The organism is Rhodanobacter glycinis (assembly GCF_900114325.1).
Taxonomy (GTDB): Bacteria; Pseudomonadota; Gammaproteobacteria; order Xanthomonadales; family Rhodanobacteraceae; genus Rhodanobacter_A; species Rhodanobacter_A glycinis.
Genome location: NZ_FOSR01000004.1, coordinates 222,990 through 248,835, shown reverse-complemented (window position 1 = coordinate 248,835; position 25,846 = coordinate 222,990). Strand labels below are relative to the sequence as shown.

The window sequence follows — 25,846 nt, the reverse complement described above, 5'->3', positions numbered from 1 at the left end:
ACCATTCGTGAACAGGAGGTTGACCATGGCTAGAAAACCGCTCGCCCTGCTTATTGCAGGCATGCTGACCCTGGGCGCCGGCGCGCTGCCCGTGATGGCCGCACCGGCCGCCGCCGCTGGCGATGCTGCCCAGGCGGCGCTCCCCGATATTCCGTACACCCGCTTCGTGCTGCCCAATGGCCTGACCGTGGTGGTCAGCGAAGACCACAAGGCGCCCGTGGTGGCGGTGGCGATGTGGTACCACGTCGGCTCGGCGCGCGAGCCCAACGGCAAGAGCGGTTACGCGCACCTGTTCGAGCACCTGATGTTCGAGCGCTCCGGCCATCACGATGGCAACTACTTCCAGCCGTTCGAGAAGGTGGGTGCCACCGGCATGAACGGCACCACCGCCAACGACCGCACCAATTATTTCGAGACCGTGCCCACCACCGCGCTGGACATGGCGCTGTGGATGGAATCGGACCGCATGGGCTGGCTGCTCGACGGCCTGGGCCAGGACGAGGTGAACCAGCAGCGCGGCGTGGTGCAGAACGAGAAGCGCCAGGACGAGAACCAGCCCTACGGCCTGCGCGTGCAGGAGAACATCGAGGCCAACGCCTATCCGCTGAACCATCCGTATCACCACGACACGATCGGCTCGATGAAGGACTTGAACGCCGCCTCGATCGACGACTTCAAGACCTGGTTCCGCACCTATTACGGCGCCGCCAATGCCACGCTGGTGATGGTGGGCGACATCACCCCGGCCGAAGCGAAGGCCAAGGCGCTGAAGTACTTCGGCGAGATTCCCTCCGGCCCGCCGGTGGCGAAGCTGCAGCCGTGGACTTTCCCGCGCAGCACCTCCACCCGCGGCACCATGCACATGGACGTACCGCAGGTGCACGTCTATCGCGAATGGAACACCCCGCACGGCGGCACCGAGGCCGACAACCTGCTCAGCCTGGCGGCCACCGTGCTGGGTGATGGCAAGACCTCGCGCCTGTACCAGCGGCTGGTCTACCAGGACAAGCTGGCCGACGACGTGTCGGTGAGCCAGAACAGCGGCGAGCTGGCTTCGCAGTTCGAGCTGGAAGTGGACGTGAAGAATGGCGTCGACCCGGCCAAGGTCGAGGCGGCGGTCGCCGACGTGTGGAAGACCTTCCTCAAGGACGGCCCCACTGCCGACGAACTGGCGCGTGCCAAGACCGGCTTCCGTGCCGGCTACGTGCGTCGGCTGGAAAAGGTCGGCGGCTTCTCCGGCAAGGCCACCTTGCTGGCGGCCGGACAGGTTTATCACGATGATCCCGGCGCCTGGCGCAAGGATCTGGCCGCAATGATGGCGGCTACGCCCGCGCAGGTGCGCGAGGCGGCGCGCAAGTGGATCAGCAAGGGCGATTACACGCTCACCGTGTTGCCGCTGGCCAAGGGCCAGCAGGCCTCCACCGCCGACGTGGCCGAAACCGGTGGCCTTGGCACGGCGCCGGGCGCGCCCAAGCCGGTGCCGGCGGCGAAGCACGACTGGCATACGGTCAAGAGCGATGTGGACCGCAGCAAGGGCGTGCCCAGCGTCACCACGTTCCCCGACCTGAAGTTCCCGACCCTCGAGCATGCCAAGCTGGACAACGGCATCGAAGTGACCCTGGCCGAGCGCCACGATGTGCCGCTGGTGCAGATGGAGCTGCTGTTCGACGCCGGCTACGCCGCCGACCAGGGCCGCAAGCTGGGCACTTCCAGCTTCACCATGTACATGCTCAACGAGGGCACCGAAGACCTGGATTCGGTCCAGATCGCCAAGCGCAAGCAGCGCCTGGGCAGCTACATCAACACCGGTTGCGGGCTGGACTACTGCAACATCTCCATGAACGCGCTGACCGACAAGGTGGTGCCGTCGTTGAAGCTGGTGGCCGACGTCGCGCGCAATCCCGCCTTCCGCGCCAGCGATATTGCGCGCCTGCGCGGCCAGTGGCTGGCCGGCATCGAGCAGGAGAAAGCACGGCCGATCACGATGGCCCTGCGCGTGCTGCCGCCGCTGCTATATGGCAAGGGCCACGCCTACGCGATCCCGTTCACCGGTTCGGGCACCACCGCCTCGATCAAGTCGCTGACCGCCGCCGACATGCGCACGTTCATGGGCGATTACATCCGGCCGGACAACGTGAAGATCCTGGTCGCCGGTGACACCACGCTGGCCAAGCTGGTGCCGGAGCTCAACGCCGTATTCGGCAACTGGAAGGCGCCTGCTAACGCCGTGCCGAAGAAGAACGTCGCCAAGGTGAACTACCCCGGCCACGTGCGCGTGTTCCTGATGGATCGGCCCGGTTCGTTGCAGTCGGTGATCCTGGCCGGTGAAGTGGCGCCGTCCACCGAGGCACCGAACAATCTCGAAATCGGCACCATGAACGGCGCCTTCGGCGGCAGCTTCACCTCACGCCTCAACATGAACCTGCGCGAGGGCAAGCACTGGGCCTACGGCGCCTTCAGTTTCCTGCAGAACGCGGTGGGACAACGTCCATTCATGATTTACGCGCCGGTGCAGACCGACAAGACCGCGCCGTCGATCAGCGAGGCGTTGAAAGAGGCGAAAGCCATCGTCGGGCCGAAGCCGCTCACCGATGCCGAGATCCAGAAGATCAAGGACAACGACGTGCGCGCCATGCCCGGCGAATACCAGACCGTCAGCGCGGTACTCGGCGCAATGCAGGGCATCGCGCTTTACCACCGTCCGGATGACTACGTGCAGACGCTGAAGTCGCGCATCGAATCGCAGAGCGACAAGGCGGTGCAGGCGGCGGCCGATGAGGTGATCAAGCCGGATGAGCTGACCTGGGTGATCGTTGGCGACCTGAAGAAGATCGGACCGTCGGTGCGCGCACTGCAGCTGGGCTCGGTGCAGGTGCTCGACACGGACGGCAAGCCGGTGGCGGCAAAGGATGGCGGCGCCACGAACGAAAAGTAAGCCCGCGTACAGGACGTGTTTGCGTTCGCAAGCTACGATAGAGGCCGGGCCGGTGACGGTCCGGCCTTTTCCATGTCCCTCCATCGCGGAGCTTTTCCATGCGCAAGACCTTGTTGCTGCTCGTCCCCGCCGTGCTGCTGAGTGGCTGCACCTGGGGCATTACCCCGACCCCGGCGTCGCAGAACGTGCGCACCGCATGGAACAGCGATGTTTCCGCCTGCCGCGACTTGGGCAAGGTCACCGTGTCGGTGTTGAACCATGTGGGCCCGGTGGATCGCAACGACATCAAGGTGCGCGACGAATTGCAGGTGATGGCGCGCAACCAGGCCGCCACCATGCACGCCGACACCATCAAGCCGCTCGGCGAGCCCAGCAATGGCGAGCAGGCCTGGGGCGCCTATCAGTGCGGAACGCGCGCACTGGCGCCGGCGGCCGGTCACGCGCCGGCTGGCAATCCGCCCGATGCCTCGTCGGAAACCGGCGGAACGAAAACGTATCCGATCGGCGGCTGATCGCCGTCACGCAAGTCATCGACAGGGCGCCCTTGTGGCGCCCTTTTTCGTGGACGTGGCGCGGCGTGGCCGAGGATGTGATCCGGCATCCTCTTGCGCACCGCAGCACACAGGCATACAATTCACATGTTGATATTACATTTATGAAATAAATACACGACAATCAAGCCCGGTCATCCGCCCATGAACAGCTTCCAGCCTACCGAACAGCGCCTTGCCGTCACCCTGCGGCACTATCCCGCGTTTCCGCGCGAGCCGGCGATCCTGGTGCGGCTGGTCAAGCACATCTACAAGCGCGTGCATGACGATGCCAATGCCGTGCTCAAGCCGTGGGGCATCAGCCATCCCGAGTACAACATCCTGATGATGATGTACGGCACCGAGGGTTACACGCTGAACCCCTCGCAGCTGGCCGACGCGGCGGGCGAGAAGTCGGCCAACATCACGCGGCTTAGCAATCAGCTGTGCGACAAGGGCCTGATCGAACGCACCGCCAGCGACGAGGACCGGCGCAAGGTCACCCTGACCCTGAGCAAGGCCGGGCTGGCGATGATCGGTGAATTCCTGCCGGCGATCTGCGCGCTGCTGGAACGGCAGACCGCGACGTTGAAGGTCGCCGAGATGGCGCAGATGGAAAAATTGTTGAAGAAGTTCCTGGACCAGCTCGAGCAATCCTGAGATGTCCGCTTCGCTCAACCAGAACACGCAGGTGTTGCCGCGCTGGCCGCGGCTGGCCGAGGTCTTTGCCGGCGAGGGCCGCGCGTGGATCTTCATCGGCAAGTCGGTGCTGGCCTCCTGCGTGGCCGCGTGGCTGGCGATGTGGCTGCGACTGGAGCAGCCGTCGACCACCATGATCACGGTAGCCATCGTGATGCATCCGCACAGCGGCATGGTGCTGGCCAAGAGTTTCTACCGTGGCATCGGCACGCTGGCCGGCAGCGTGTGCGGGCTGGCGCTGATGTGCAGCTTCCCGCAGCAACGCGAACTGTTCCTGCTCAGCCTGTCGCTGTGGGTGGCGCTGTGTGCCGGCGGCGCCATGCTGTACCGCAATTTCATGTCCTACGGTTTCGTGCTGGCCGGCTATACCGCGGCGATCGTGGCACTGCCGGTGGTGGGGAATCCACTGGATGTGTTCGATTCGGCCCTGATGCGCGTCAGCGAAGTGCTGCTGGGCATCGTGGTGGCCGGCGTGGTCAGCGACGTGGTGCTGCCCGAGCGTCTGCGCATGGTGCTGCGCAAGAATGCGCGGGCGCAGTTCGCACGCTTCATCGACTTCGCACGCGGCAGCACCGGCGGCGCGATCCCGCGCGCGGCGATGGAGCAGGCGCATCTGGAATTCGTGCGTGCCGCGGTGCAACTGGAGGACCTGCGTGCCTCGGTGATCTTCGAGGATCCGGAAGCGCGCGCCCGCAGTACCCGCATGCGCCTGCTCAACCAGCACTACATGGCGGCATCCACCAGCTTCCAGTCGCTGCATCACCTGATCAACCGGCTGCAGCGACGTGGGCGCGACGCGGTGGCGGATGCCTTGATCGCACTGTATCGCCCGCTGGGCGTGGCGCTGACGCCGCCGCCCGCGCAACAGCATGATCCGGTGGTATTGATGCCGCGCCTGCGCACCTGCGTCGACGCGTTGCCCACGCAGGCCGAAGCGCTGCGCGCCGGTCTGGTGGATGAGCAGTCCCGGCTGGAATTCGACACCGGTGCCACGCTGCTGCGGCGCTTTGCCACCGAGCTGCGCGACTTCACCACGGTGGAGCATGCGTTGCGCGCCGGCACCTTGCACGGCAGCGTGGAACGCGTGCATTTCCGCCGCGGCAACGACCATGCCGGTGCGGCAGTCGCGGTGCTGCGCACTTTCCTCACCATGATCACGCTGAGTGCGTTCTGGGTGGTCAGCGGCTGGCCGTTCGGCGCCAGTGCGATGCTGCTGGCCACCATTTTCAGTGGCCTGTTCGCGGCCGCGCCGCGACCGTTCGCGATCGTTTTCGACATGCTGATCGGTTACGCCGCAGGCATGGCCATGGCCTTGGTGGTGGAGTTCTGGTTGCTGCCGGGCAGCGATGGATTCGTGATGCTGGTGGCGGTGATCGCCCCGTTCCTGATGATTGGTCCGTGGCTCGGCACGCGTCCGCGCCTGGCCGGGATGGGGCCGGGCTTTGCGATCGGTTTCGTCTATCTGCTCGCGCTGAAGAATCCGATGGTGTACGACCCGGTGCATGCGCTCAACGACAGCATCGCGCAGATGATTGGCGTGGGTCTGACCGGCGTGGCCTTCATCTTCGTGCCGGCAGTGGCCGGCAGCGGCTGGCAGCGCGCGCGGCAGATGCGCCGACTGCGCGAACAGGTGGTATTGGCCGCCACCGCCCCGTTGCGTGGGCTGGCATGGCGCTTCGAAAGCGTCAGCCGCGATCTGTTCCAGCAGGTGGCGGCGCATGCCGGCCCGGACAGCGCCGAGTCGCGCAGCCTGCTGGCTTGGGCCCTGGCGGTGCATGAATGCGGGCGCGCCCTGATCGAACTGCGTCGCGAGTTGCTGGACAGCGCAGCCTCTCCGGCGCTGCAGCAGGCGGTGGAAGCGGCAGTGCATCGCACGGCGCGGCTCTTCCGCCATCCCGACATGGCGCGCTGGCAAAGCGCGGACCACGCCGTGCAGCAGGCGCTCGATGCGTGCGCGCAGGCCGGTGTCGGCGCCGTGTCGATCAGGCCGTACCTGCACCAGTTGCGCGGTGCATTGCACGACGACGAATCCCCGATGGCCGCCTACCTGCCGCCCGATCCGCTGGAGCCTGCGCATGTTGCTTGACATCGTGCCACGTGAAATCGCCCTTTCCGATGTGCTGTTGCCCGGGCTGCTGCCGATTTTCGTCGGCTGCCTGCTGTTGCTGTGGTTGCTTGACAGCCTGATCGGCCGTTACGGCCTGTACCGCTTCGTGTGGCACCCGCCGCTATTCCGCCTCGCCCTGTTTGCTTGTCTGTTCGGCCTCGCCGGGCTGTTGCTGCTCCACTGAACATCCCCTTTCGCTTCACCGAATGCCCATCATGAACAAGACCTCATTGCTGCGTTTCCTGCTCACCGCCATCGTGGTGGTGATCGCCATCGTGCTTGGCCACGCGTTGTGGAAGCACTACCTGTATTCGCCGTGGACGCGCGATGGCCGCGTGCGCGCCGACGTGGTGCAGGTGGCGCCCGACGTGGCCGGCCTGGTGACCGAAGTGCCGGTCAAGGACAACCAGTTCGTGCACAAGGGCGACGTGCTGATGGTGATCGACCAGGATCGCTACATCCTCGCGTTGCAGCAGGCCGAGGCCAACCTTGCTGCCGCCGAGGCCAGCGCCCGCGCGGCAGGTGCCGGCACGGCGGCGGCGAACGCGGCGATCGCCGGCCGCAAGACCGAGTACGAGATGTACCAGGCGCAGGCGCGCCGCCGCCTGCAGATGCCCGAGAAGAGCGTGATTTCCGAAGAGGCGCGACAGAACGCCGTGGCCACCGCGCGCAACGCGCAAGCCGACCTGCGCGCGGCGCAGGCCTCCAGCAAGCAGGCCAGTGCCGCCGCGCAACAGGCGCTGGCGGCGGTGCAGCAGGCGCAGGTCTCGGTGGACGTGGCCAAGCTCAACCTCAAGCGCACCGCGGTGCGTGCGCCGGCAGACGGCTACATCACCAACCTCGACGTGCGCGTGGGCGACTATGCCAACACCGGCACCGCAAGCATGGCGCTGATCGACAGCCACAGCTATTACATCTACGGCTACTTCGAGGAAACCAAGCTGCCGCAGTTGCGCGTGGGCGATCCGGTGGACATCCGTCTGATGGCCGGTGGCGTGCGTCTGAAAGGCACCATTACCGGCATCGCGCGCGGCATCACCGACAGCGACAATCCCGCCGGCAGCAACCTGCTGGCCAACGTCAATCCCACCTTCAACTGGGTGCGCTTGGCGCAGCGCGTGCCGGTGCGCATCGCCATCGACGCCTCCTCGCTGCCCAAGGGCATGGTGCTCGCCGCCGGCATGACCGCAACCATCCAGGTGAAGCCGCACGCGGCGCACTGAGGGCGGAGCCCTTCCCGTGCACCGGGGGAGAGGCAACGGCCGGTGGTGCTCCCCGCTCCAGACTTTCCGCGTCGCCCTGTAGGCTACGCGGCATGCTTGCCCTCGACGCCACGCACCAACTGCTCGCCATCCTCTGTGGCTCGCTGGTGGGCGCCTCGCTGGCGCTGATCGGTGGCGGCGGTTCCATTCTGGCGTTGCCCCTGCTGCTTTATGTCGTCGGCTTGCGTGATCCGCACCTGGCCATTGGCACCAGCGCGCTGGTGGTATCGATCAATGCGTTCGCCAACCTGATTCCGCATGCGCGGGCGGGGCATGTGCGTTGGCGCGAGGCGGCGGCATTCGCGCTGGCCGGCGTGCTCGGCGCGCTGGCCGGTTCCAGCCTCGGCAAATGGCTGGATGGCCAGCGCCTGCTGGTGCTGTTTGCGGCGTTGATGCTGGTGGTGGCGGCGCTGATGTGGCGTCGGCGCCCCGTCGTCGCCTTGCCGCCGCCGGCACGTCGCTTCTCGCGCCTCGGCAGCGTGGGGGCACTCACTGGCGGGCTGGCCGGTTTCTTCGGCATCGGTGGCGGCTTCCTGGTCGTGCCGGGACTGATGTTCGCCGGCGGCCTGGATATCGTCGAGGCGATTGGTTCGGCGCTGTTGGCGGTGGGCGCGTTCGGCGCCACCACCGCGATCAACTACGCCGCTTCCGGCCTGATCGATTGGCGCATTGCCGTCGAGTTCATCGGCGGAGGCCTTGTCGGCGGGTGGCTGGGCGCGATGGGGGCGCATCGACTGGCGCGACGGCGCGGCGTGCTCAATCGCTTGCTTGCCGTGGTGATCGCCACGGTGGCGCTGCTGATGCTGTGGCGCGAGGTGGGACGACTGTAAGGTTTTGGCGAAGCGGGTGGACTAGTCAGTCGAACTGTGGTCGGCCGGGCTGCAATGCCGGTGTGTGATCCATCTTTCCGCTGTTTCCTGCCCCGTGGAACCGCCGTGGGACGCCGAACCGACGAAGATGCCTCCCACATGCCGGGTTGTTGTCTCGATCAGCCACGCCCGACGGGCTCCCAGAGGAAGCTCGTCATCGAAACGCGAGGTCGCCATCATGTCCGCCGTACCCCAAAGTCTGCCTGTTGCCATGTCATTGCCTGCCAGTCGCGGCTTGCGCTGGTGTGTCGATGGGCTGCACTTGTGGTGGCGCGCGCCGATCACGCTGTTGCTGCTGTGCTTCGTGCCATTGCTGGTGGAGAGCGTGTTGCAGCTGATCCCGTGGATGGGTGTGACCTTGTCCAAGCTGGTGGTGCCGATCGTGCTGATGGGCATTCTGCTCGGGCTGGATGAGCTGGCCCGGGGCGGACGGTTGCGCTGGTCGTGCCTGCTGGATGCGTTGCATCGGCGGCGCTTCCTGCCGCTGCTGGTACTGGCGGCGATGTGGGGCATGGGCGTGTTCGCGGTGCAGCAGGGCGTGGCGTGGGCCGTGTACGGCTGGCCGGCGCTGGATGCAGTAGGGCTGGGGCATGTCATGGCCCATCGCGGGCTGATGACGATGACATTCGAACGCGTGCTGCTGATGTCGGGCATCCTGCCGTCGGTGCTGCTGTGGTTGGCGCCGTGCCTGTTCGTGCTGGATGGTTTGTCGCCATGGCAGTCGGTTTGCGCCAGCGTGCGCACGGTGTTGCGCTTCGCTGCGCCATTCGGGGTGTTCCTGCTGGTGAATCTGGCGGTATTCGCGTTGATGCTGTCCGTGCACTGGGCGTTCGCGCTGGTGCTGTTGATCGGGCCGTGGTCGGTGGCGTGCACGTACGCGGTGTGGCGTGAGGTGCGAGCCATGGTGCCCGCACCGATGGCGATGGACTGACGAGGCCGTGCGCGAGGGGGAATTCGCCGCGTTGCTGCACGAGCATGCCGGCTTGTTGTCGCGTATCGCGGCCAGTTACGAGGCCGATCCGTCACTGCGCGACGACTTGCTGCAGGATGTGGCACTGGCCTTGTGGAAGGCACTGCCAGCGTGGCGAGGCGACGCCTCGTTGAAGACCTTCGTGGCACGCGTGGCGCACAACCGTGGCGCCAGTCACGTGATTGGCCGCACGCGGCATCCGCGGGCACAGGCGCTGGACGAGGCGCTGGCGGATCCGACGCGTGGTCCGGAATCGCATGCGCAACTCGAACAGAAACGCCTGCGCCTGCAGGATGCGGTGCGCGCCTTGCCGCTGAATCTGCGCCAGACGGTGACGCTGGCGCTGGAAGGCTTCAGTCAGCAGGACATCGCCGCGGCGCTGGGCATCAGCGCCAACAACGTGGCGGTGCGCCTGAATCGGGCACGCAAGGCACTCAAGACGGTATTGGGAGAACCCGCATGAATCCGCAGGACGACTGGGGTCGATGGGGCGATGACTGGCAGCAACAGCCGACGGTGGATGTGGAGCGCCTGCGTCGCCGGGTGCAACGCAAACGGCGGCAGATGCGGGTGATGGTCGGCATCGAGATGGCGCTCGCGCTGTTTGCCGTGGGCCAGCTCGTGCGCCTGCTGCTGATGCCCGGTGTGACCGAACGCTGGAAGATCTGGGCGGGGCTGGCGTTTCTGCTGATGGCGGCCACGGTGTACCTCGCGCTGCGCGCGCGCCGGGGTACCTGGCGTTCGGCCACCGAGGACATCCCCGGCCTGCTGCGACTGACGGCGGAACGTGCGCGCGCCGGCATCCGGCTGGCGTGGATGAACATCCTCAGCGTGCCGGTACTGCTGGCCATCTCGTTGCCGATTGCCGCGCCCTGGCTGGCGCCGTCGCGCTGGCGGCACGATCCCGTGCTCCAGCGCGTGTTGCTCTTCCAGTTGGTGATCAATGGCGTGGTGATCGGTGCCTTGCTGGTCTTTTTTGTTGCCTATATCCGGCGGCAGCGACGGCGTTTGCGCGAGGTGGAGGCCTTGCTGCGGGAGTATGCGGATTGATCCGGTGAAGATGAACCGGCACGGATTGCCGATGTGGAGTCAAACCCGCATGCTTGACGGCTTGCCAGGCCGTCTTTGCGTATCCTGTAAACCATGAACAAGTTGATCCAAGCCCCGCGCCGCCTCGCGCGTCGTCTCGTTTCGCCATTGCGCCGCCCGCAGGCCGAAGTCTGGCTGGAGTCGCAGCCCGGGTTTGCCGTGCCGGCCGACGCGATCGAGGCACTGCACGGCGCGCCGGCGTTCCGGCAGGCGTTGCTGGACGGCATTGCGCAGGCCACGCGGCGCATCGTGATCGTGGCGCTGTATCTGCAGGACGATGAGGCCGGTCGCGCGGTGATGGATGCGCTGTACGCAGCGCAGGCGCAGCGCCCGCAGCTGGAAATCGATGTCTACGTGGATTGGCATCGCGCCCAGCGCGGCCTGATCGGCAAGCACAAGAGCCCGGGCAACGCGGCGATGTACCGCGAATACGCCGAACGTTTCGGCGATGGCGTGCGCGTGTGGGGTGTGCCGGTGCAAAACCGCGAGTTGTTCGGCGTGTTGCACCTGAAGGGTTTCGTATTCGACGACACCGTGTTGTACAGCGGCGCCAGCCTCAACGAGGTGTATCTCGGAACAGGCGGCCGCTACCGGCTCGATCGCTATCACCTGGTTCGTGATCGCGCGCTGGCTGACAGCATGGCTGGCTTCGTGCAGCAGTATTTCCAGGGTAGCGACGCGGTGCAACGCCTGGACGCGGCCGAAGTGCCGAGCACGCGCAGCCTGCTGCCGGCGATCCGCGGCTTTCGGCAGCAATTGCAGCAGGCCCGCTATGCGGTGCCGGCGGTGACGCTGGCGAAGGGCGAGGTGGCCATCACGCCGCTGCTCGGCTTCGGCCGCACCGACAACCAGCTCAACGAAGCGGTGCTGACGTTGCTGCGCGGCGCGAAGCGCAAGGTCGTGCTGCTGACGCCATACTTCAACCTGCCGCGGCCGGTGCGCGTGGTGCTGGGCCAGTTACTGCGGCGTGGTTGCACCATCGAGATCATGGTGGGCGACAAGACCGCCAACGATTTCTACATTCCGCCATCGCAGCCGTTCCGTACCATCGGCCTGCTGCCGTATCTGTACGAAAACAACCTGCGTCGCTACGCGCGTGCACATCGCCGGCAACTGGCCAGTGGCCAGCTCACCCTGCGGTTGTGGCGCGACGACGGCAACAGCTATCACCTGAAGGGCCTGTTCGTCGACGACGAGGTGACCTTGCTCACCGGGCACAACCTCAACCCGCGGGCGTGGGCACTGGACCTGGAAAACGGCCTGCTGCTGCGCGACCCCGACCGGAAATTGTTGGCTCAACGCCATGCCGAATGGGCGGAGCTGTGCCGGCATGCGCAGAAGGTGGACGATTTCCACGCGCTGGAAAGCCCGCGCAGCTATCCGCCGGAAGTGCGCAAGCTGCTGCGCCGGCTGAGCCGGGTGCGACTGGACCGGCTGGTGAATCGTTTGCTCTGACGAGGAGCATCAGAGTTTCCCCCTCCGATCGTAATGAGCAGAGCGATTTCGCCCGTCTATTCGAGCGAGAGTGCTGTTTGGCGCCCTCTCCCCTTCGGAGAGAGGGTTGGGGTGAGGGGCGGGTGCTCGCCATAGACTTCATGGATTCGGCTTTGTACTTGCTTTTGTCGCAATTGACAGAGCCGTTTCGCCCGCCTGCCGGCAGCCAAGCCACCTTTCTCTGTGTGGACAGAGAAAGGTGGCCCAAAGAGAGGCCGCCCCGATCGCCCTTCGGGTGCGCGGGCGGGTTACGGGTCACAAGACTCCGTCCCTTGAAAGGAGCGCGAGAACGCCGGTCGCCGCTTAGGCATCCAGATCGGGAATCAACTTGCTCTCGATCCGCGCGATGGCGTCCTTCAGCAGCAGGCGGCGTTTCTTCAGCCGGGTGAGTGCCAGCTCGTCGCGGCCGATGGCGGTGGCCAGCTGGTCGATGGCCAGGTCCAGGTCCCGGTGTTCCACGCGCAGGTCGGCCAGCAGGTGGGCGAGTTGGGCGGAATCCTGAACCTGCATGGCGAATCGCTGCGGCAGTGAAGACGGTCAAGTGTAGCGCTGCCGGAACGCGGCGGGCGAGCGGGCTACAATGGGCCCTCCCAGCGCTGCCGTGAACCATGTCCGCCCCTTCCTTCGCCCCTTCCGCGCCGATTCGCGCCGTCGATGACCGGCTGGCCGCGCGCCTGCGTCGGCAGGTGGGGCAGGCGGTGGGCGATTTCCGCATGATCGCGGAGGGCGACAAGGTGATGGTATGCCTGTCCGGCGGCAAGGATTCCTACACCTTGCTGGACATGTTGCTGGCGCTGCAGGCTCGCGCGCCGGTGCGTTTCGAGCTGGTGGCGGTGAACCTGGACCAGAAACAGCCGGGTTTCCCGGCGCACGTGTTGCCGCAGTACCTGCGCGAGCGCGGCGTGCCGTTCCACGTGATCGAGCAGGACACCTACAGCACGGTGACGCGGGTGATTCCGCAAGGACGCACGATGTGCAGCCTGTGTTCGCGCCTGCGTCGTGGCGCGCTGTACGAATGGGCCGCCGACAACGGCGTGACGAAGATTGCGCTGGGCCACCACCGCGACGACATCCTCGCCACCTTCTTCCTCAACCTGTTCCACCAGGCCAATCTGAAGGCGATGCCGCCGAAACTGCGTTCGGATGACGGTCGGCACATCGTGATCCGCCCGCTGGCCTATTGCCGCGAGGCCGATATCGCCGAATACGCCGCGCAGCGCGGTTTCCCGATCATCCCGTGCAACCTGTGCGGCTCGCAGGACAACCTGCAGCGCAAGGCCGTGTCGCGCATGCTGGCCGAGTGGGACGATCAGCATCCCGGGCGTTGCGAGAACATTTTCCGCGCGCTCGGCAATGTATCGCCATCGCACCTGGCGGATCGCAAGTTGTTCGACTTTGCCGGGCTCAGCAGGGAAGACGTGGAAAAGGAGTGGCCCAAGCATGCCGAACCCGGCGATAATCGGACGTCCATACGTCCATCCATCCATTCATTCGAAAGTGAGTAGAAGCCGTGTCCCTTTTTGCATCCGTTGAAATGGCCCCTGGTGACCCGATCCTTGGCCTGACCGAGAAGTACCTGGCCGACCCGCGTTCGAACAAGGTCAACCTTGGCGTTGGCGTCTACAGCGACGACCAGGGCCGGCTGCCGGTGCTCAAGGCCGTGCAGCAGGTGGAACAGGCGCTGGTGCGCGATCAGTCGCCGCGTGGCTATTTGCCGATCGATGGCCTGCCGGCCTACACCGCAGCTACCCAGAAGCTGCTGTTCGGTGCCGGCTCGGCCGTGCTGGAAGCCGGTCGCGCGGCTACCGTGCAGACCATCGGCGGCAGCGGTGCGCTGCGCGTCGGCGCCGACATGCTCAAGCAGGTGCTGGGCGACAAGGCCACGCTGGCGATCAGCAACCCGAGCTGGGGCAACCATCATGCGGTGTTCCGCACCGCCGGTTTCAAGCTGATCGACTATCGCTACTACGACGCGCCGACGCGCGGCCTCGACTTCGCCGGCATGCTGGAAGACCTCGGCAAGCTGGAGCCGGGGACCGTGGTGCTGCTGCATGCGTGCTGTCACAACCCCACCGGCGTGGACCTGGATGCCACGCAGTGGGCGCAGGTCGTGGCGTTGCTGAAGGAGCGCAACCTGCTGCCGTTCGTCGACATGGCCTACCAGGGTTTCGACAAGGGCATCGACGCCGATGCCACTGCGGTGCGCCTGCTGGCGGACTCGGGCATCGAGAACTTCGTGGTGGCTAACTCGTACTCCAAGTCGTTCTCGCTGTATGGCGAGCGCGTGGGCGCGCTGTCCTTCGTGGGCGCCGATCGCGACGAAGCCGCGCGGCTGCGCTCGAAGATCAAGCAGACCATCCGCGCCAATTATTCCAGCCCGGCCGCGCATGGCGCCAAGCTGGTCGCCGGCGTGCTCGGCAGCCCGGAGTTGCGCACGCTGTGGGAACAGGAGCTGCGCGAGATGCGCGAACGCATCCACGCGATGCGCGCGGGTTTCGTGGACAAGCTGGCCGCGCTGGGTGCGCCGGATTTCGGCTTCATCAACCAGCAGGCCGGCATGTTCTCGTATTCGGGCCTGAGCAAGGAACAGGTGGACCGGCTGCGCGAGGAACATGCCATCTACGCGCTGTCCAGCGGGCGCATCTGCGTGGCCGCGCTGACCACGGGCAACCTGGACTACGTGGCACGCGCTGTCGCCGAGGTTTGTCGCTAAAGCGGCGTGCCCCTCGTCATTTCCGCCCCGGCGGCGTTACGCTTCACGTTCGTCATTCCGGCGCAGGCCGGAATCCAGCGCCTTTGGTCTGGATGCCCCTGACCCGGCATGGCCCCGTACCGCGGGGCCATGCCGGCTTTCGGGGCGTTCGTGTGCCGCGCGGGATTCCGGGCCACGCCGGGCATGGCTTCGCGGTCAGCGTGCTGGCCTGACTTTTCGTTTATTGCATCGGGCTACGCATGTTCTTTCGCAATCTCACGCTGTTCCGTTTTTCTCCCGCCGTTGCCGATGACCTGAAGCGCCTCGATGAGGCGCTGGGCGAGCATCGCCTGCGCTCGTGCGGGCCGCTGGAAATGTTCACCAAGGGCTTCGTGCCGCCGGTCGGGCGGGGCGACGACGCGCCGCTCACCCACGCCGTGAAGCACTGCACCTGGCTCACCGTGGGCGGCGAGGACAAGATCCTGCCGGCGGCGGTGATCAACGACGAGTTGCAGCGCAAGGTGCGCAAGATCGCCGACGAGGAAGGCCGCAAGGTCGGTGGTCGCGAGCGCAAGCGGATGAAGGAAGACCTGCTCACCGAGCTGCTGCCGCGTGCGTTCGTGCGCAGCTCGCGCATGTCTGCCTACGTCGACGCCAGGCATGGCTGGCTGGTGCTGGATACCTCCAGCCGCAAGTCGGCCGAGAACGCCCTGAGCCAGGTGCGCGAAGCGCTGGGCAGTTTCCCTGCGGTGCCGTTGGCGCCGGAAGAAGGTCCGCGCGTGCTGATGACCGACTGGCTGGCCAACGGCAACCTGCCGGGCGGCCTGGCGCTGGGCGACGAATGCGAACTGCGCGATCCGGCCACCGCCACCGGTGCCATCGCGCGCTGCCGCCGGCAGGACCTGGACGCTGACGAGGTGAAGGAGCATTTGCGCAACGGCAAGCAGGTGTTCCAGCTTGGCCTGGTCTTCGATGATCGCCTCAGCTTCGTGCTGGGCGAGGACCTGGTGGTGCGCAAGCTGAAATTCCTCGACGTGGTGATGGACGAGCTGGGCGACAGCCACGAAGACGCCAGCGCCGAGGCCGACGCCAGCTTCGCCCTGCTTACCGGCGAACTGGAGCGGCTGCTGGCCAAGCTGGAGGAATGGTTCGGCCTGCCGCGTCCCAGCGACGGCTGAGATCGTTGCTGGACAAGGCTTGGCAAGGGCCGTCTGCGGCGACCCTTGCGCAGGGGTAGTCGCTTCCCCACATACTGTCTGTCCGGATGCGCCGCCGGCATCGCTGCGCACCGGAAAGACGGGTAGAGCAGGATCATGGCGCAGCATCTCGAAGGCGACTGGCTGGAACTGGCGACGGCAGGCGGCAACACCATCCGGGTGTTGAAGGCCGCGCACCCGCGCGCACGGCGCCTGCGCCTCACGGTGACGCCCAAGGGCGCGCGCGTGTCCTACCCGCATGGCACCCATCCGGCGCAGATCAGCGCCTTCCTGCGCAGTCACGCGGAGTGGCTGGAGCAGAAGCTCGACGAGCTGAACCTGATCGTCAAGCCGCTGCCGCCGCTGCGCGTGGGCTATACCGCCGAATTCCCGTTGCGTGGTGAAACCGCCACGCTGGACTGGGCCGAAGGGCCGTACCCGCGCATCGAACCATTCGACGGCGGCCTGACCCTGGTGATCCCGCGCCCGCATTCGCGCGCCGTGCCGGTGGCGCGCGGCCTGCTTGCCTCGCACTTCGAGGCGCAGATGCGCCGCGACGTCTCGCGCTGGCTGGCCGGCTACGTGCCGAAGCTGGGTCTGGCGCCTACCGCGCTGAAGATCCGCCCGCTGAAAAGCCTGTGGGGCAGCCTGGATACGCGCGACCGCATCAACCTCGATCTGGCGCTGGCGCTGGCCCCGCCGGCCGCGCTGCGCTACGTGCTGGTGCACGAGTTGTGTCACCTCAAGGTACGCAGTCATGCCCCGCGTTTCTGGGCGCTGGTCGAAAGCCTCTACCCGGACTGGCACGAGCAACGCGACTGGCTGCGCGTCAACGGCGCCACGCTGAAAGCCGAGCTGGACCGGCTGGTCGCCGACGTGGCGGATTGATGTCGCCTCGGCGCGGGTGCATGTGCGACGGCTGACAGTTGTAACTGGGCGGAGCCAGGGGCGTTGCCGCATCCTCGGCGCACCTTTTCGCTGCGGTGACCATGCCATGCATCTGTCTTTCGGCCTGCTGATCGAAGCCACCTGGCTGCTCTGGGCGCTGTACTGGGCGTGGGGCGCACGTGGCGTCAAGGCCGCCGCACGCGAGGATGACTGGACTCGATTGCTGGCCTACCGGATCCCGGTGATGCTGGGTTTCGCGCTGCTGATCGCGCTGGGGCAGGGCGTGGGGCATCCGTGGCTGTACCGGCACGTGCCGTCGGCCGCAGCGTGGGCGCCCCCGTTGGGCTGGCTGCTGGTGTTGCCGGGTCTGGGCTTCGCCTGCTGGGCGCGGCGCACGCTGGGACGTAACTGGAGTGGTGCCGTGCAGCTCAAGCAGGACCATGAATTGATCATGGCGGGCCCGTACCGCTGGGTGCGTCATCCCATCTACACCGGCATGCTGCTGGCCATGCTCGGCACCATTCTGGCCGCGGGCAGCTGGCTGGGGTTGCTCGCGCTGGCGCTGGTCGGCGGCGGCTTCTGGTACAAGCTGCGCCACGAGGAACGCTGGATGCGCGAACAGTTCGGCACGGCCTACGTCGATTACATGCGGCGGGTGAAGGCGCTGGTGCCCGGCGTGCTGTGAAACCGGTCGCGACTTCGCTGTAGGAGCGCACCCTGTGCGCGAAAGGCTTTTCGCGATACCCTGCCAAAAGCATTCGCGCACAGGGTGCGCTCCTACAAAAGCTCAGAAATACAAAAGCTCGGAAATCAGGCGGCGGGCTTGCGCGGCTGGCGCACGTAGCGGGTGCCCAGGATGTAGTCCCACAGCGGCGTGGTGACGCCGAAGTTGGTGCCCGGGTGGTAATGGTGCACGTGGTGGGCGCCGGCCCAGCGGCGCAGCAGCGGCCGCTTGAAGCGCACGTGGTGGATCACGAAGTGGCTGAGCCCGTAGGCCACGTAGCCGAAGGTGGCGGTACCGGCCATCAACAGGGCAAAGCCGTCGGGCAGCACCAGCATGCACAGGCCGGTCAGCATCAGCAGCGTCGCGGCGGGCAGGAAGAACGGCAGCGAGTCGTAACCCAGCGGTTCCCGGTGGTGCTTGTCGTGACCCTGGGTGAACAGCGGGATGCGGGTATGGAACATCCAGCGGTGGAAGAAGTATTCGATGAAGCTGAAGGCGAACAGGCCTATCGCAACGGCCAGCACGGTGCTTGCCGCACTGGTGCGGTGTTGCCAGCCAGCGGCCAGCAGGACGATGCCCAACGCGACATCCAGGACGACCTCGAACCAGTAGTTCGTGCGGGTCGAGGACATCCGGACAATGGCGTCCACGCCACTGCGCAGAAAATGGGGCTTGGTCGATTGCGATTGCTGCATAGTCCCGTCTTTATCGCCTCTGAAGCGCGCCAACCGTCGGGATCGTGCGTGGATGCCCTCGGTGCCGTCGTCCCTGAAACCGCCATGATGCACTGCGGGTGGCTGACTCCCGCATGACCGGGCTTCCACCGCCCGCGTCTGCGGTGGTCAGAATATCACGGCTTCCGTCGACTCAATGCGAAAGCGCGAACGCGGTAAGCACCTGCGCGGTCGCCTCCGGCTTCTCCAGCATCGGCATGTGGCCGCAGCCGTTCAGCGTGGTGGCGCTGATTGCCGCGGCATGGGTGAGGCCGTTGCGCAGGGAATCCATCGCGGAGATGTCGATGATGCGGTCGTCATGGCACCACAGGCCCAGCACCGGCATGTCCAGCTGCCCCAGCCGGTTCTGCACCGACAGCACCTGCGACGGCTGGCGCAGCGCATCGAAGGTGCGTTCGATGAAGGCCCGGTGCTCCACGTTCCACTTCACCAGCACGTCGACGAAGCGGCCGGGCAGATGCGGCGGCTTGTCGAACGCCAGCGCCAGCACGCGCTCGAAACCGGCGCGGTCGTTGTAGAGGAAGGGATCCTTGCCGGCCAGCGCGGCCTTGGCGAAGGCATTTTCCTTGAACTTCAGGCCGAAGCTGTCGAGCAGGGCCAGTTCGCCCACGTGCTCGGGGTGCTCGGCGGCGTACACCCCGGCAATCGCGCCGCCCATCGAATGGCCGACCAGCAGCACCTTGCCCAGCCCCAGCGCCTGCATGAAATCCTGCAGCCGCGCGGCCTGCGCATCGATGTCGTAATTGCCGCCGGCCACCTGCGAGGACTCGCCCCAGCCGGGCAGGTCGGGAATCACCACGTGGAAATGCGGCGTCAGCAGTTTCGCCACCGGCAGCCACACTTCCTTGCGCGAATCGAAGCCGTGCAGCAGCACGATGGTCGGCCCTTCGCCGCCCTCGTAATACACCCAGCGCGTGTCGCCGGCCTGGATCGATTTCTTCTCCAGGTGCGCGGCCATCGCCTTGCGCGCCACGTCTGCGCGCATCAGCCACTGCGGCGCGAACAGGTAGCTGCCGCCCAGCACCACTGCCAGCAGCACCGCCACCACGGCGAGGAATTTCAGGCGCCGGAACAGCAGGCGTTTCCAGAGCGGAGGGGCGGATGGGTTGGTGGCGGGCATAAACGTGTTCCAGATCAGTGGCGTGGCAAAAACTCCTCCCCCTGCCAGCAGGGGGAGGAGAAGACCGTTATTTTGCGCCGGACTGCTTGGCCTTTGCTTTGGCAAACAGTGCTTCCACCGCCTGCTGGGTCAGCGGGTGATAACCGGCCTTGGCCTTGGCGTAGACCTGCTCGGCGTAGGCCAGGCCGTCCGGGGTCTTGGCGAAGGCGGCGTACAGCGGCATGGTCAGATAGAGCCGGCCGATACGGGTCATGTGTTCGGCGGCGGCCGGCCACGCGGCCTTGTCGCCCGCGGCGATGGCATGGCTGTACCAGCGCATGCCGATCTCGGCGTTCGGCGTGCCGGTGAGGTGCCAGGCAGCATCAAGCTGCTGCATCTTCGCCAGCGGCGGCGCGTCGGGCAGGCGGTCCAGGAAGTACATCCATTCCTGGGTGTTCCAGCTCTTCGCGTCGAGTTTGGTGGCGGGCAGGGTACCGGCGAGAAAGGCCGTGCGTTCCTTGTCGATCGCGTCGAAGCGCGGCGAGTCCGGAATCGGCGCGTCCTTCGGAATGCCGGTGCCGTAGACCCAGTCCTTCACTTCGGCCCAGCGCATCTTGCCCGGGTACTTGTCGATCAGGTTGGGCTTGAGGAAGGCCAGCATCTGTTCGGTGGTGATGCTGTGCCACGCGAAGTGGTTGAAGTAGCTCTTCAGGTAAGTGTCGAAGTCCTTGCGGCCGAACTTCTGCTCCAGCGTGCGCATGAACCACGAACCCTTGTCATAGGCCACGTCGGACAGCGAATCGTCGGCGCTGATGTCACGCGGCTGGGGCGCCAGCCGCTGCGAGTTGGCGGACATCGAGCCGATGGATTTCTGCAGTGCGTGGATCGACAGCAGGGTTTCCTCGTCGGCCTGGCGCTTGCCGTACAGCGCTTCGGTAATGCGGCCCTGCACGTAGGTGGTGATGCCTTCGTTGAGCCAGATGTCGCGCCAGCTGGCGGCGGTCACCAGGTTGCCCGACCACGAGTGCGCCAGCTCGTGCGCCACCAGCGAGACCAGGCTCTTGTCGCCCACCAGCACGGTCGGCGTGGCGAAGGTCATGTTCGGGTTTTCCATGCCGCCGTAGGGGAACGATGGCGGCAGCACGAGGATGTCGTAGCGGCCCCAGCGGTACGGGCCGTACAGCTTCTCGGCGGTGGCGATCATCTTCTCGGTGTCTTCGAACTCGTGCGCGGCCTTGCCGACCACCGACGGTTCGGCGTACACCGCCGAACGCGGGCCGGTTTCCTTCACGTCGATGTCGCCGGCGGCGATCGCTAGCAGATAGGACGGCACCGGATGCGTCTGCTTGAAGTCGAACGTGCCGTCGAGCGGATGCTGCGGGTTGTTCGGCGCGCTCATCAGCACGCGCAGGTTTTTCGGTGCGGTGACGTGGGCGTCCCAGGTGAAGCGGATCGCCGGCGAATCCTGCAGCGGCACCCACGAGCGCGCGTGGATCGACTCGGACTGCGAGAACATGAAGGGCTGCTTCTTGTCCGCCGTCTGCGCGGGCGGTAGCCACTGCAGGCCCGAGGCGTCGGGCGAGGTGACGTAGGCGATGCGCACTTCGTGCGGTCGCTTCGGCGTCTGGATGGTGAGCTTGCTGCCGAGCTGCTTGTCGGCGGGCGCCAATACGTAGGTCAGTGCGCGGGTCTTGCCCTTCGCATCCACGGCCTCGATGCTGGCGATCTTCAGGTCGCGCGTATCCAGCACCAGCGTGGTGGCTTTCGGGTTCTTCCAGTCCAGCGTCAGCGTGGCTTGGCCATCGAGCTGGCGGTGCGGGAAATCGACCTTCAGGTTCAGGTCGAGATGGGTCACCACCACCTGATCGGGCTGCGCGTAGGAATGCGGTTCGTTGGCTTGGGCCGCCAGCGGCAGCATCAGCGTACCGAAGGCGAGGGCAGGAAGGAGTCGCATGAAGACACTCTCGGACCGGAAAACGCCGAGTATGCCATCGCCGCCACCACGCCGGCCTGTGGCGAAAGCCGTGGAGGCGGCTGCACCGAGTTATCACGCGGATGCCGCCATGCTGGGCCGTGACCCTCGTGAACCGGCCCCGCATGCGTAACCTCCCCCCCAGCCTGCGGCGCCTGCTGTGGCTGTTCGGCGTGCTCTACGTGCTGTATCTGGTCGCCGGCAACGTGTTTCTCAACACGGCGGCGCTGGGGCAGGTCAATCGCAAGCCGGAAGCATTCAAGGCGCAGTGGGCGTGGGCCTGGACGGCATGGCCGGGTCAACTGCATGTGCACGACCTTACCCTCAGCGGCCACGTGCATCGCCTGTTGTGGAGTGCGCACGGCACATCGGCCGGCGGGCGCATCGCGGTCTGGCCACTGTTGCAGCGCGAGCTGCGCTTTGTCTCGGTACGCGTGGCCGACATCAGCATCGATGTGCAACCGACCCCGGTCGATCACCAGCCGCCGCCGTTTCGCAGCGATGCCTGGCGCATCACGGCGGAAGGCGTGCATACCTCGTCCTTGCGGCAAATCCGCTGGGGGCGGCTGGTGCTCGATGGCGATGGCTCGGGCGAAGCCGGCTTCACCCACCAGTTGCGCGGGGGCGCGACACAAGTCTTTCCTTCGCACATCGAGATGCCCGCGGCGCGGCTGGACTATGGCCACTGGCCGTTGCTGCATGACGCGAAATTCTCGATACGCTTCGCCTTCGATGCGTTTACCCATGAACATCCGCCGGGCTGGCGCAAGGCCGCGCGAGCGCATGGCCACCTGACGATCGAGTCGGCCACGATGGCACTGGCACTGGGGGCGAGCCCCAAGGGCACGAAGGCCCTGGACACGTCGACGCTGGCGGGCCATGTGAGTGCCGACCTCGGTTTCGACGGTGGCAGCCTGCTGCCCGGCGGAACCTTGCAATGGAACGCGCCGGTGGCGATCACCGACGCCGACGGCACCCAGCAGCGCCGACGCGGGCAGTTCGACCTGGACGTGCAGCCACAGCGGATGAACGTGCACGTGCGGGTACCGCCGCCTGTCGGCGCGGATGCCCGCGGGACGAAGAACCAGCTCCAGGCGAATTTGCGCGTAGCCGGCCGTGAAGTGATTCCCGGCCCTCCCTATGCTGCGCAGTTGCGCCGGTTTTCCGGGAATGTCGAGGCGCGCTGGCACTTCGCCTCGCTGCAATGGCTGGCCCCGTTGCTCGCCTCGAAGCCGTGGCTGCACCTGGATGGCGCCGGCGATATCGACGCCGCGCTGAAACTCGACGCGGGCCGCGTCGCCCCTGGCAGCACGCTCGACATACCACACGTGGCCTTGCGCGCCCATGTGCTCGACAACGTGTTCGCCGGCGATGCCCATGCGCATGCCGAGGTTGCCGGCAACGGCCAAGCCGCGCACATCGAGACGGTGCTGGACGTCGACCGCTTCACGGTAATGCCGGCGACGTCGGCGGCCCAGGTCTATCTGCGCGGCCGCAAGCTGAAGGTGACCACGCAGTCCGCGATCGACCTGACCCGGCAGCGCGACACGCTGGATGCGCACCTGCGCTTTGCCGATGCGAAGGTGCCCGACCTGCGCGCCTACAACCATTACCTGCCCGGCAAGAGTCTGGAATTCCTCGGCGGCAGCGGCACGCTGGATGCGGATCTGCACGTGAATGGCCATGGCGACATCAGCAACGGCAAGCTCAGGATGCGCAGCCAGGACGCGCGGTTGGCGCTGGGCGTGTCGCGCCTGAGCGGCCAGATCGACATGAACACCGACCTGGCGCTGGCGCAGCGGGGCGATGGGCATAGTTACGACCTGGACGAGTTCACGCTGGGCCTGAACGGCGTGCGCGTCGAGGGCCGAAGCGACCCGCCGTGGTGGGGGCGCTTCACCGTCAAGCAGGGGCAACTGGACTGGAAGCGACCGATGCGCCTGCGCGGCAGCGTGGGCATGACCATGAAGGATGCCAGCCTGCTGCTGTCGCTGTACGCCGATCGCAGCGCGTTCCCGAAATGGATCGCCAGCGTGATCGACTCCGGCCAGGCCACCGCCACGGCGCAGGTGGAAGTGCAGAAGGGCGACTTTGTGCTCGACCACCTGGTGGCCCACAACAAGCGCATCGACCTGTTCGCGCATCTGCGTATTCGTGACGGCCAGCCGGCCGGCGACCTCTACGCGCGCTGGGGCATCTTCGGCCTGGGCGTGGCACTGGCCGACGGCAAGCGCCATTTCCACCTGCTGCATGCACGCGAGTGGTATCAATCGCAGCCCGACCTGATTCCGCCGCAGGCCACGGCCACGCCTTGATCGCGCGCTGCGGCGCCATCCACGCTCAGGAAGGTCTGAATAACCGGCTTTCTGCTCGTCATTCCGGCGAAAGCCGGAATCCAGTGCCTTTGCTTTCGAGGAGATACAGGCACTGGATCCCAGCTTTCGCCCACTGCTGTCCGGAATAACCCGGGCATGGCTCCGAGAAACGAAGGCGTGGCGATGTTTGCCCGGGATGCGGCAAAGAGGTGACTCCACATCGGCTGGCGATGACCTATCGTGCTCGTCATCCCGGCGAAGGCCGGGATCCAGTGACGACCACGCTTGCTCAAGCCACACAGTCACTGGATTCCGGCCTTCGCCGGAATGACGGGCAAAAACCGATTTCGGCATATGCCACCGCACGACTGCGGGTATTCGAAATTATTCCGGACAGCAGTGAGCTTTCGCCGGGATGACGAGCAAAATCGGAGTTTCCCTCAGGGCAGCTCGTTGCCGCTGAACGGATCTTCGCTGTACGGATGCATCTCGGCGAGGAAGCCGGGCTGCGCTTGCACCCGGGCGATCCATGCGCGGACATGCGGAGAGGATGTCAATGAAAGTCCGGCCTCTTCGACGCGACTGCCGTAGGCGAACACCGCCATGTCGGCGATGCTGTAGCGGTCGCCGGCGAGGAACGATCGGGTAGCCAGCTCGCGTTCGAGGATGGCCAGCGTGCGCCCGGCGGCGGCGCGTTTCATCTCGACCAATGCGGGCGCGCGGCGCGCCAGTTTGCCGGTAAGCGTCCAGTGGCGCAGCGTACCGATCACCGACTCCACGCGCTCCTGCTCGAAGTGCAGCCATTGCTGCACCTTGGCGCGGCCGAACGGATCGGCGGGCAGGTAGGGCGTGCCATCGGCGAGATAGGCGAGGATCGCGTTCGATTCGGCCAGCGTGCGGCCGTCGTCGAGACAGATCGCCGGCACCGTGCCGGTGGGGCTGATGCGCAGGTAATCCGCGTGCTGTCCCTCGCCTTCGAAGATGCTTACGTATTCCGTGCGGTACGGGCGGTCGAGATGGTTGAGCAGCAGGCGCACTTTCCATGCGTTCTGCGAGGGCAGGTAATCGAACAGGGTGAGCATGGCGGACTCCGCGGCTAGGTGCGGGCAGTGTCGATGTGCGTTCACCGGGGCGCCATCCGCTTTTTGCGCGGCACAGGCAGGAGCCCGCTGGCGGGCGATGTTTTTGCTTCCCGCTTGCGGGAGCGCCAGAACAGAAGCATCGCCCGCGAGCGGGTTCCTACGAGCTGCGGTGGGCGTTCAGGTGTACCGATCGGCCAGCTTGTCGGTGGCCTGCACCAGTGCGTCGACGATCGCCGGATCGGCGGAGCTGTGGCCGGCCAGCACGATGTGCAGTTCCGCTTCGGGCAGGGCTCGGTGCAGGTCGAGCGCGGTTTTCACCGGGCAGATGATGTCGTAGCGACCGTGCACGATGGTGGTGGGAATGTGGCGCAGCTTGCCCGCATCGCGCAGCAGCTGGTCCGGCTGCAGGAACATGCCGTGGCGGAAGTAGTGCGCTTCCAGCCGGGCCAGGCTCACCGCCCGGTGCGGCTCGTCGAAGTCGCCGGGGGCATCGGGATCGTGGACCAGCGTGGTGCTGCCGCCTTCGTAGGCGCTCCAGGCCTGTGCGGCGGCGAGCCGCGTGGCCTCGTCATCGCCATCGAGCCGGCGCCAGTACGCCTCGGTCATGTTGTCGCGTTCGGCTGCGGGGATGAAATCGCGAAAGCGTGCCCAGCGTTCGGGGAAGATGTACTGCGCGCCGCCGTCCATCTCGTTGAACCAGCGCAGTTCTTCGTCGCGGGCGAGGAAGATGCCGCGCAACACCAGGCCGAGTGTGCGCTCGGGATGGGCCTCGGCGTAGGCCAGCGCCAGCGTCGATCCCCACGAACCACCGAACACCACCCAGCGTTCGACCTGCACCAATTCGCGAATGGCCTCGATATCGGCGACCAGGTGCGCGGTGGTGTTGTCGGTGAGGTCGGCGAAGGGCGTGGACTGGCCCGCGCCACGCTGGTCGAACAGCACGATGTGGTAGCGCGCCGGATCGAAGTAGCGCCGGTAATTCGGCGATATGCCCGCGCCCGGCCCGCCATGCAGGAACACCACCGGCACGCCGGCCGGGTTGCCGCATTCCTCGATGTAGAGCGTGTGGCGGTCGCTCACGGCGAGGCGGTGGGTGCGAAAGGGTTCGATCTCGGGGTACAGCTCGCGCATGGGAACTCCACGGATTCTTGTAGGAGCGCACCCTGTGCGCGAACGCTCTGGGCGTGAT

General features: G+C 66.3%; 23 protein-coding genes. 17 read left to right on the top strand and 6 right to left on the bottom strand.

The features are described from left to right. Window positions 1-25 precede the first annotated feature (25 nt). From BMY90_RS06590 to pssA, 11 genes are all read left to right on the top strand, one after another. Window positions 26-2,935: a M16 family metallopeptidase gene (locus tag BMY90_RS06590; protein ID WP_092702660.1), complete on the top strand. Its 2,910-nt coding sequence runs from the start codon at window positions 26-28 to the stop codon at window positions 2,933-2,935. A gap of 98 nt (window positions 2,936-3,033) precedes the next feature. Then, window positions 3,034-3,447, top strand: a complete 414-nt coding sequence (locus tag BMY90_RS06585) for a DUF4156 domain-containing protein (protein WP_092702658.1) — start codon at window positions 3,034-3,036, stop codon at window positions 3,445-3,447. 183 nt (window positions 3,448-3,630) lie between these two features. After that, window positions 3,631-4,125 carry a MarR family winged helix-turn-helix transcriptional regulator gene (locus tag BMY90_RS06580; protein WP_008214741.1) on the top strand — a complete coding sequence of 165 codons (495 nt, stop codon included), beginning with the start codon at window positions 3,631-3,633 and terminating at the stop codon, window positions 4,123-4,125. A 1-nt stretch (window position 4,126) separates the two neighbouring features. After that, entirely contained in the window at window positions 4,127-6,250 is a 2,124-nt protein-coding gene (locus tag BMY90_RS06575; protein ID WP_092702656.1) for an FUSC family protein, read from the top strand. After that, window positions 6,240-6,455 (top strand): DUF1656 domain-containing protein, encoded by a 216-nt coding sequence (locus tag BMY90_RS06570; RefSeq protein ID WP_008214748.1) that lies wholly within the window; start codon window positions 6,240-6,242, stop codon window positions 6,453-6,455. Before BMY90_RS06575 ends, BMY90_RS06570 begins: the two co-directional genes overlap by 11 nt. A gap of 31 nt (window positions 6,456-6,486) precedes the next feature. Beyond that, window positions 6,487-7,494: an HlyD family secretion protein gene (locus BMY90_RS06565; protein WP_092702740.1), complete on the top strand. Its 1,008-nt coding sequence runs from the start codon at window positions 6,487-6,489 to the stop codon at window positions 7,492-7,494. Between the two features lie 92 nt (window positions 7,495-7,586). Continuing rightward, a complete protein-coding gene (locus tag BMY90_RS06560; RefSeq protein WP_092702654.1) occupies window positions 7,587-8,363 on the top strand; it encodes a sulfite exporter TauE/SafE family protein in 777 nt (258 codons plus the stop codon). Between the two features lie 217 nt (window positions 8,364-8,580). Continuing rightward, entirely contained in the window at window positions 8,581-9,333 is a 753-nt protein-coding gene (locus tag BMY90_RS06555; protein WP_139201705.1) for a hypothetical protein, read from the top strand. 7 nt (window positions 9,334-9,340) lie between these two features. Continuing rightward, window positions 9,341-9,835, top strand: a complete 495-nt coding sequence (locus BMY90_RS06550; protein ID WP_092702650.1) for an RNA polymerase sigma factor — start codon at window positions 9,341-9,343, stop codon at window positions 9,833-9,835. Beyond that, window positions 9,832-10,422, top strand: a complete 591-nt coding sequence (locus BMY90_RS06545; protein WP_092702648.1) for a hypothetical protein — start codon at window positions 9,832-9,834, stop codon at window positions 10,420-10,422. The genes BMY90_RS06550 and BMY90_RS06545 overlap by 4 nt, the downstream gene beginning before the upstream one ends. A gap of 93 nt (window positions 10,423-10,515) precedes the next feature. After that, on the top strand, window positions 10,516-11,916 hold the full coding sequence (gene pssA, locus BMY90_RS06540) for a CDP-diacylglycerol--serine O-phosphatidyltransferase (protein ID WP_092702646.1): 1,401 nt from the start codon (window positions 10,516-10,518) through the stop codon (window positions 11,914-11,916). 342 nt (window positions 11,917-12,258) lie between these two features. Here the strand turns inward: pssA and BMY90_RS06535 are convergent, their stop codons facing one another. Then, window positions 12,259-12,465 (bottom strand): YdcH family protein, encoded by a 207-nt coding sequence (locus BMY90_RS06535; protein WP_008211484.1) that lies wholly within the window; start codon window positions 12,463-12,465, stop codon window positions 12,259-12,261. A 98-nt stretch (window positions 12,466-12,563) separates the two neighbouring features. On the opposite strand from BMY90_RS06535, the gene ttcA reads away from it, so the two are divergent. The 5 genes from ttcA (at window position 12,564) to BMY90_RS06510 (ending at window position 17,416) form a co-directional block, all read left to right on the top strand. After that, the gene (gene ttcA, locus BMY90_RS06530; RefSeq protein WP_092702644.1) at window positions 12,564-13,460 is read left to right on the top strand and encodes a tRNA 2-thiocytidine(32) synthetase TtcA; all 897 of its coding nucleotides are present in this window, start codon (window positions 12,564-12,566) and stop codon (window positions 13,458-13,460) included. 5 nt (window positions 13,461-13,465) lie between these two features. After that, a complete protein-coding gene (locus BMY90_RS06525) occupies window positions 13,466-14,668 on the top strand; it encodes an amino acid aminotransferase (protein ID WP_092702642.1) in 1,203 nt (400 codons plus the stop codon). Between the two features lie 239 nt (window positions 14,669-14,907). Next, window positions 14,908-15,825 (top strand): recombination-associated protein RdgC, encoded by a 918-nt coding sequence (locus BMY90_RS06520; RefSeq protein ID WP_008211489.1) that lies wholly within the window; start codon window positions 14,908-14,910, stop codon window positions 15,823-15,825. A 135-nt stretch (window positions 15,826-15,960) separates the two neighbouring features. Then, a complete protein-coding gene (locus tag BMY90_RS06515; RefSeq protein ID WP_092702640.1) occupies window positions 15,961-16,731 on the top strand; it encodes a M48 family metallopeptidase in 771 nt (256 codons plus the stop codon). 106 nt (window positions 16,732-16,837) lie between these two features. After that, window positions 16,838-17,416: a methyltransferase family protein gene (locus BMY90_RS06510; RefSeq protein ID WP_092702638.1), complete on the top strand. Its 579-nt coding sequence runs from the start codon at window positions 16,838-16,840 to the stop codon at window positions 17,414-17,416. A gap of 125 nt (window positions 17,417-17,541) precedes the next feature. Here BMY90_RS06510 and BMY90_RS06505 read toward each other — a convergent pair whose 3' ends face one another. From BMY90_RS06505 to BMY90_RS06495, 3 genes are all read right to left on the bottom strand, one after another. Further along, window positions 17,542-18,087 carry a sterol desaturase family protein gene (locus BMY90_RS06505; protein WP_245734950.1) on the bottom strand — a complete coding sequence of 182 codons (546 nt, stop codon included), beginning with the start codon at window positions 18,085-18,087 and terminating at the stop codon, window positions 17,542-17,544. Between the two features lie 235 nt (window positions 18,088-18,322). Further along, entirely contained in the window at window positions 18,323-19,309 is a 987-nt protein-coding gene (locus BMY90_RS06500; RefSeq protein ID WP_008215185.1) for an alpha/beta fold hydrolase, read from the bottom strand. Between the two features lie 67 nt (window positions 19,310-19,376). Next, entirely contained in the window at window positions 19,377-21,242 is a 1,866-nt protein-coding gene (locus tag BMY90_RS06495; protein WP_092702635.1) for a M1 family metallopeptidase, read from the bottom strand. A gap of 143 nt (window positions 21,243-21,385) precedes the next feature. On the opposite strand from BMY90_RS06495, the gene BMY90_RS06490 reads away from it, so the two are divergent. Continuing rightward, window positions 21,386-23,575, top strand: coding sequence for a translocation/assembly module TamB domain-containing protein (locus BMY90_RS06490; protein ID WP_092702633.1), 2,190 nt, complete (start codon window positions 21,386-21,388; stop codon window positions 23,573-23,575). Between the two features lie 440 nt (window positions 23,576-24,015). Here BMY90_RS06490 and BMY90_RS06485 read toward each other — a convergent pair whose 3' ends face one another. Both BMY90_RS06485 and pip read right to left on the bottom strand, forming a co-directional pair. Continuing rightward, on the bottom strand, window positions 24,016-24,657 hold the full coding sequence (locus BMY90_RS06485; protein ID WP_092702631.1) for a glutathione S-transferase family protein: 642 nt from the start codon (window positions 24,655-24,657) through the stop codon (window positions 24,016-24,018). A gap of 177 nt (window positions 24,658-24,834) precedes the next feature. After that, complete coding sequence (pip, locus tag BMY90_RS06480; protein ID WP_092702629.1) at window positions 24,835-25,788, bottom strand: prolyl aminopeptidase; 954 nt, start codon at window positions 25,786-25,788, stop codon at window positions 24,835-24,837. Window positions 25,789-25,846: the final 58 nt, after the last annotated feature.

Coding starts and splice junctions, on each gene's coding strand:
- BMY90_RS06590 (WP_092702660.1), top strand. CDS start 26: ATGGCTAGAAAACCGCTCGCCCTGCTTATTGCAGGCATGCTGACCCTG.
- BMY90_RS06585 (WP_092702658.1), top strand. CDS start 3,034: ATGCGCAAGACCTTGTTGCTGCTCGTCCCCGCCGTGCTGCTGAGTGGC.
- BMY90_RS06580 (WP_008214741.1), top strand. CDS start 3,631: ATGAACAGCTTCCAGCCTACCGAACAGCGCCTTGCCGTCACCCTGCGG.
- BMY90_RS06575 (WP_092702656.1), top strand. CDS start 4,127: ATGTCCGCTTCGCTCAACCAGAACACGCAGGTGTTGCCGCGCTGGCCG.
- BMY90_RS06570 (WP_008214748.1), top strand. CDS start 6,240: ATGTTGCTTGACATCGTGCCACGTGAAATCGCCCTTTCCGATGTGCTG.
- BMY90_RS06565 (WP_092702740.1), top strand. CDS start 6,487: ATGAACAAGACCTCATTGCTGCGTTTCCTGCTCACCGCCATCGTGGTG.
- BMY90_RS06560 (WP_092702654.1), top strand. CDS start 7,587: ATGCTTGCCCTCGACGCCACGCACCAACTGCTCGCCATCCTCTGTGGC.
- BMY90_RS06555 (WP_139201705.1), top strand. CDS start 8,581: ATGTCCGCCGTACCCCAAAGTCTGCCTGTTGCCATGTCATTGCCTGCC.
- BMY90_RS06545 (WP_092702648.1), top strand. CDS start 9,832: ATGAATCCGCAGGACGACTGGGGTCGATGGGGCGATGACTGGCAGCAA.
- pssA (WP_092702646.1), top strand. CDS start 10,516: ATGAACAAGTTGATCCAAGCCCCGCGCCGCCTCGCGCGTCGTCTCGTT.
- BMY90_RS06535 (WP_008211484.1), bottom strand. CDS start 12,465: ATGCAGGTTCAGGATTCCGCCCAACTCGCCCACCTGCTGGCCGACCTG.
- ttcA (WP_092702644.1), top strand. CDS start 12,564: ATGTCCGCCCCTTCCTTCGCCCCTTCCGCGCCGATTCGCGCCGTCGAT.
- BMY90_RS06520 (WP_008211489.1), top strand. CDS start 14,908: ATGTTCTTTCGCAATCTCACGCTGTTCCGTTTTTCTCCCGCCGTTGCC.
- BMY90_RS06515 (WP_092702640.1), top strand. CDS start 15,961: ATGGCGCAGCATCTCGAAGGCGACTGGCTGGAACTGGCGACGGCAGGC.
- BMY90_RS06510 (WP_092702638.1), top strand. CDS start 16,838: ATGCATCTGTCTTTCGGCCTGCTGATCGAAGCCACCTGGCTGCTCTGG.
- BMY90_RS06505 (WP_245734950.1), bottom strand. CDS start 18,087: ATGTCCTCGACCCGCACGAACTACTGGTTCGAGGTCGTCCTGGATGTC.
- BMY90_RS06500 (WP_008215185.1), bottom strand. CDS start 19,309: ATGCCCGCCACCAACCCATCCGCCCCTCCGCTCTGGAAACGCCTGCTG.
- BMY90_RS06495 (WP_092702635.1), bottom strand. CDS start 21,242: ATGCGACTCCTTCCTGCCCTCGCCTTCGGTACGCTGATGCTGCCGCTG.
- BMY90_RS06490 (WP_092702633.1), top strand. CDS start 21,386: ATGCGTAACCTCCCCCCCAGCCTGCGGCGCCTGCTGTGGCTGTTCGGC.
- BMY90_RS06485 (WP_092702631.1), bottom strand. CDS start 24,657: ATGCTCACCCTGTTCGATTACCTGCCCTCGCAGAACGCATGGAAAGTG.
- pip (WP_092702629.1), bottom strand. CDS start 25,788: ATGCGCGAGCTGTACCCCGAGATCGAACCCTTTCGCACCCACCGCCTC.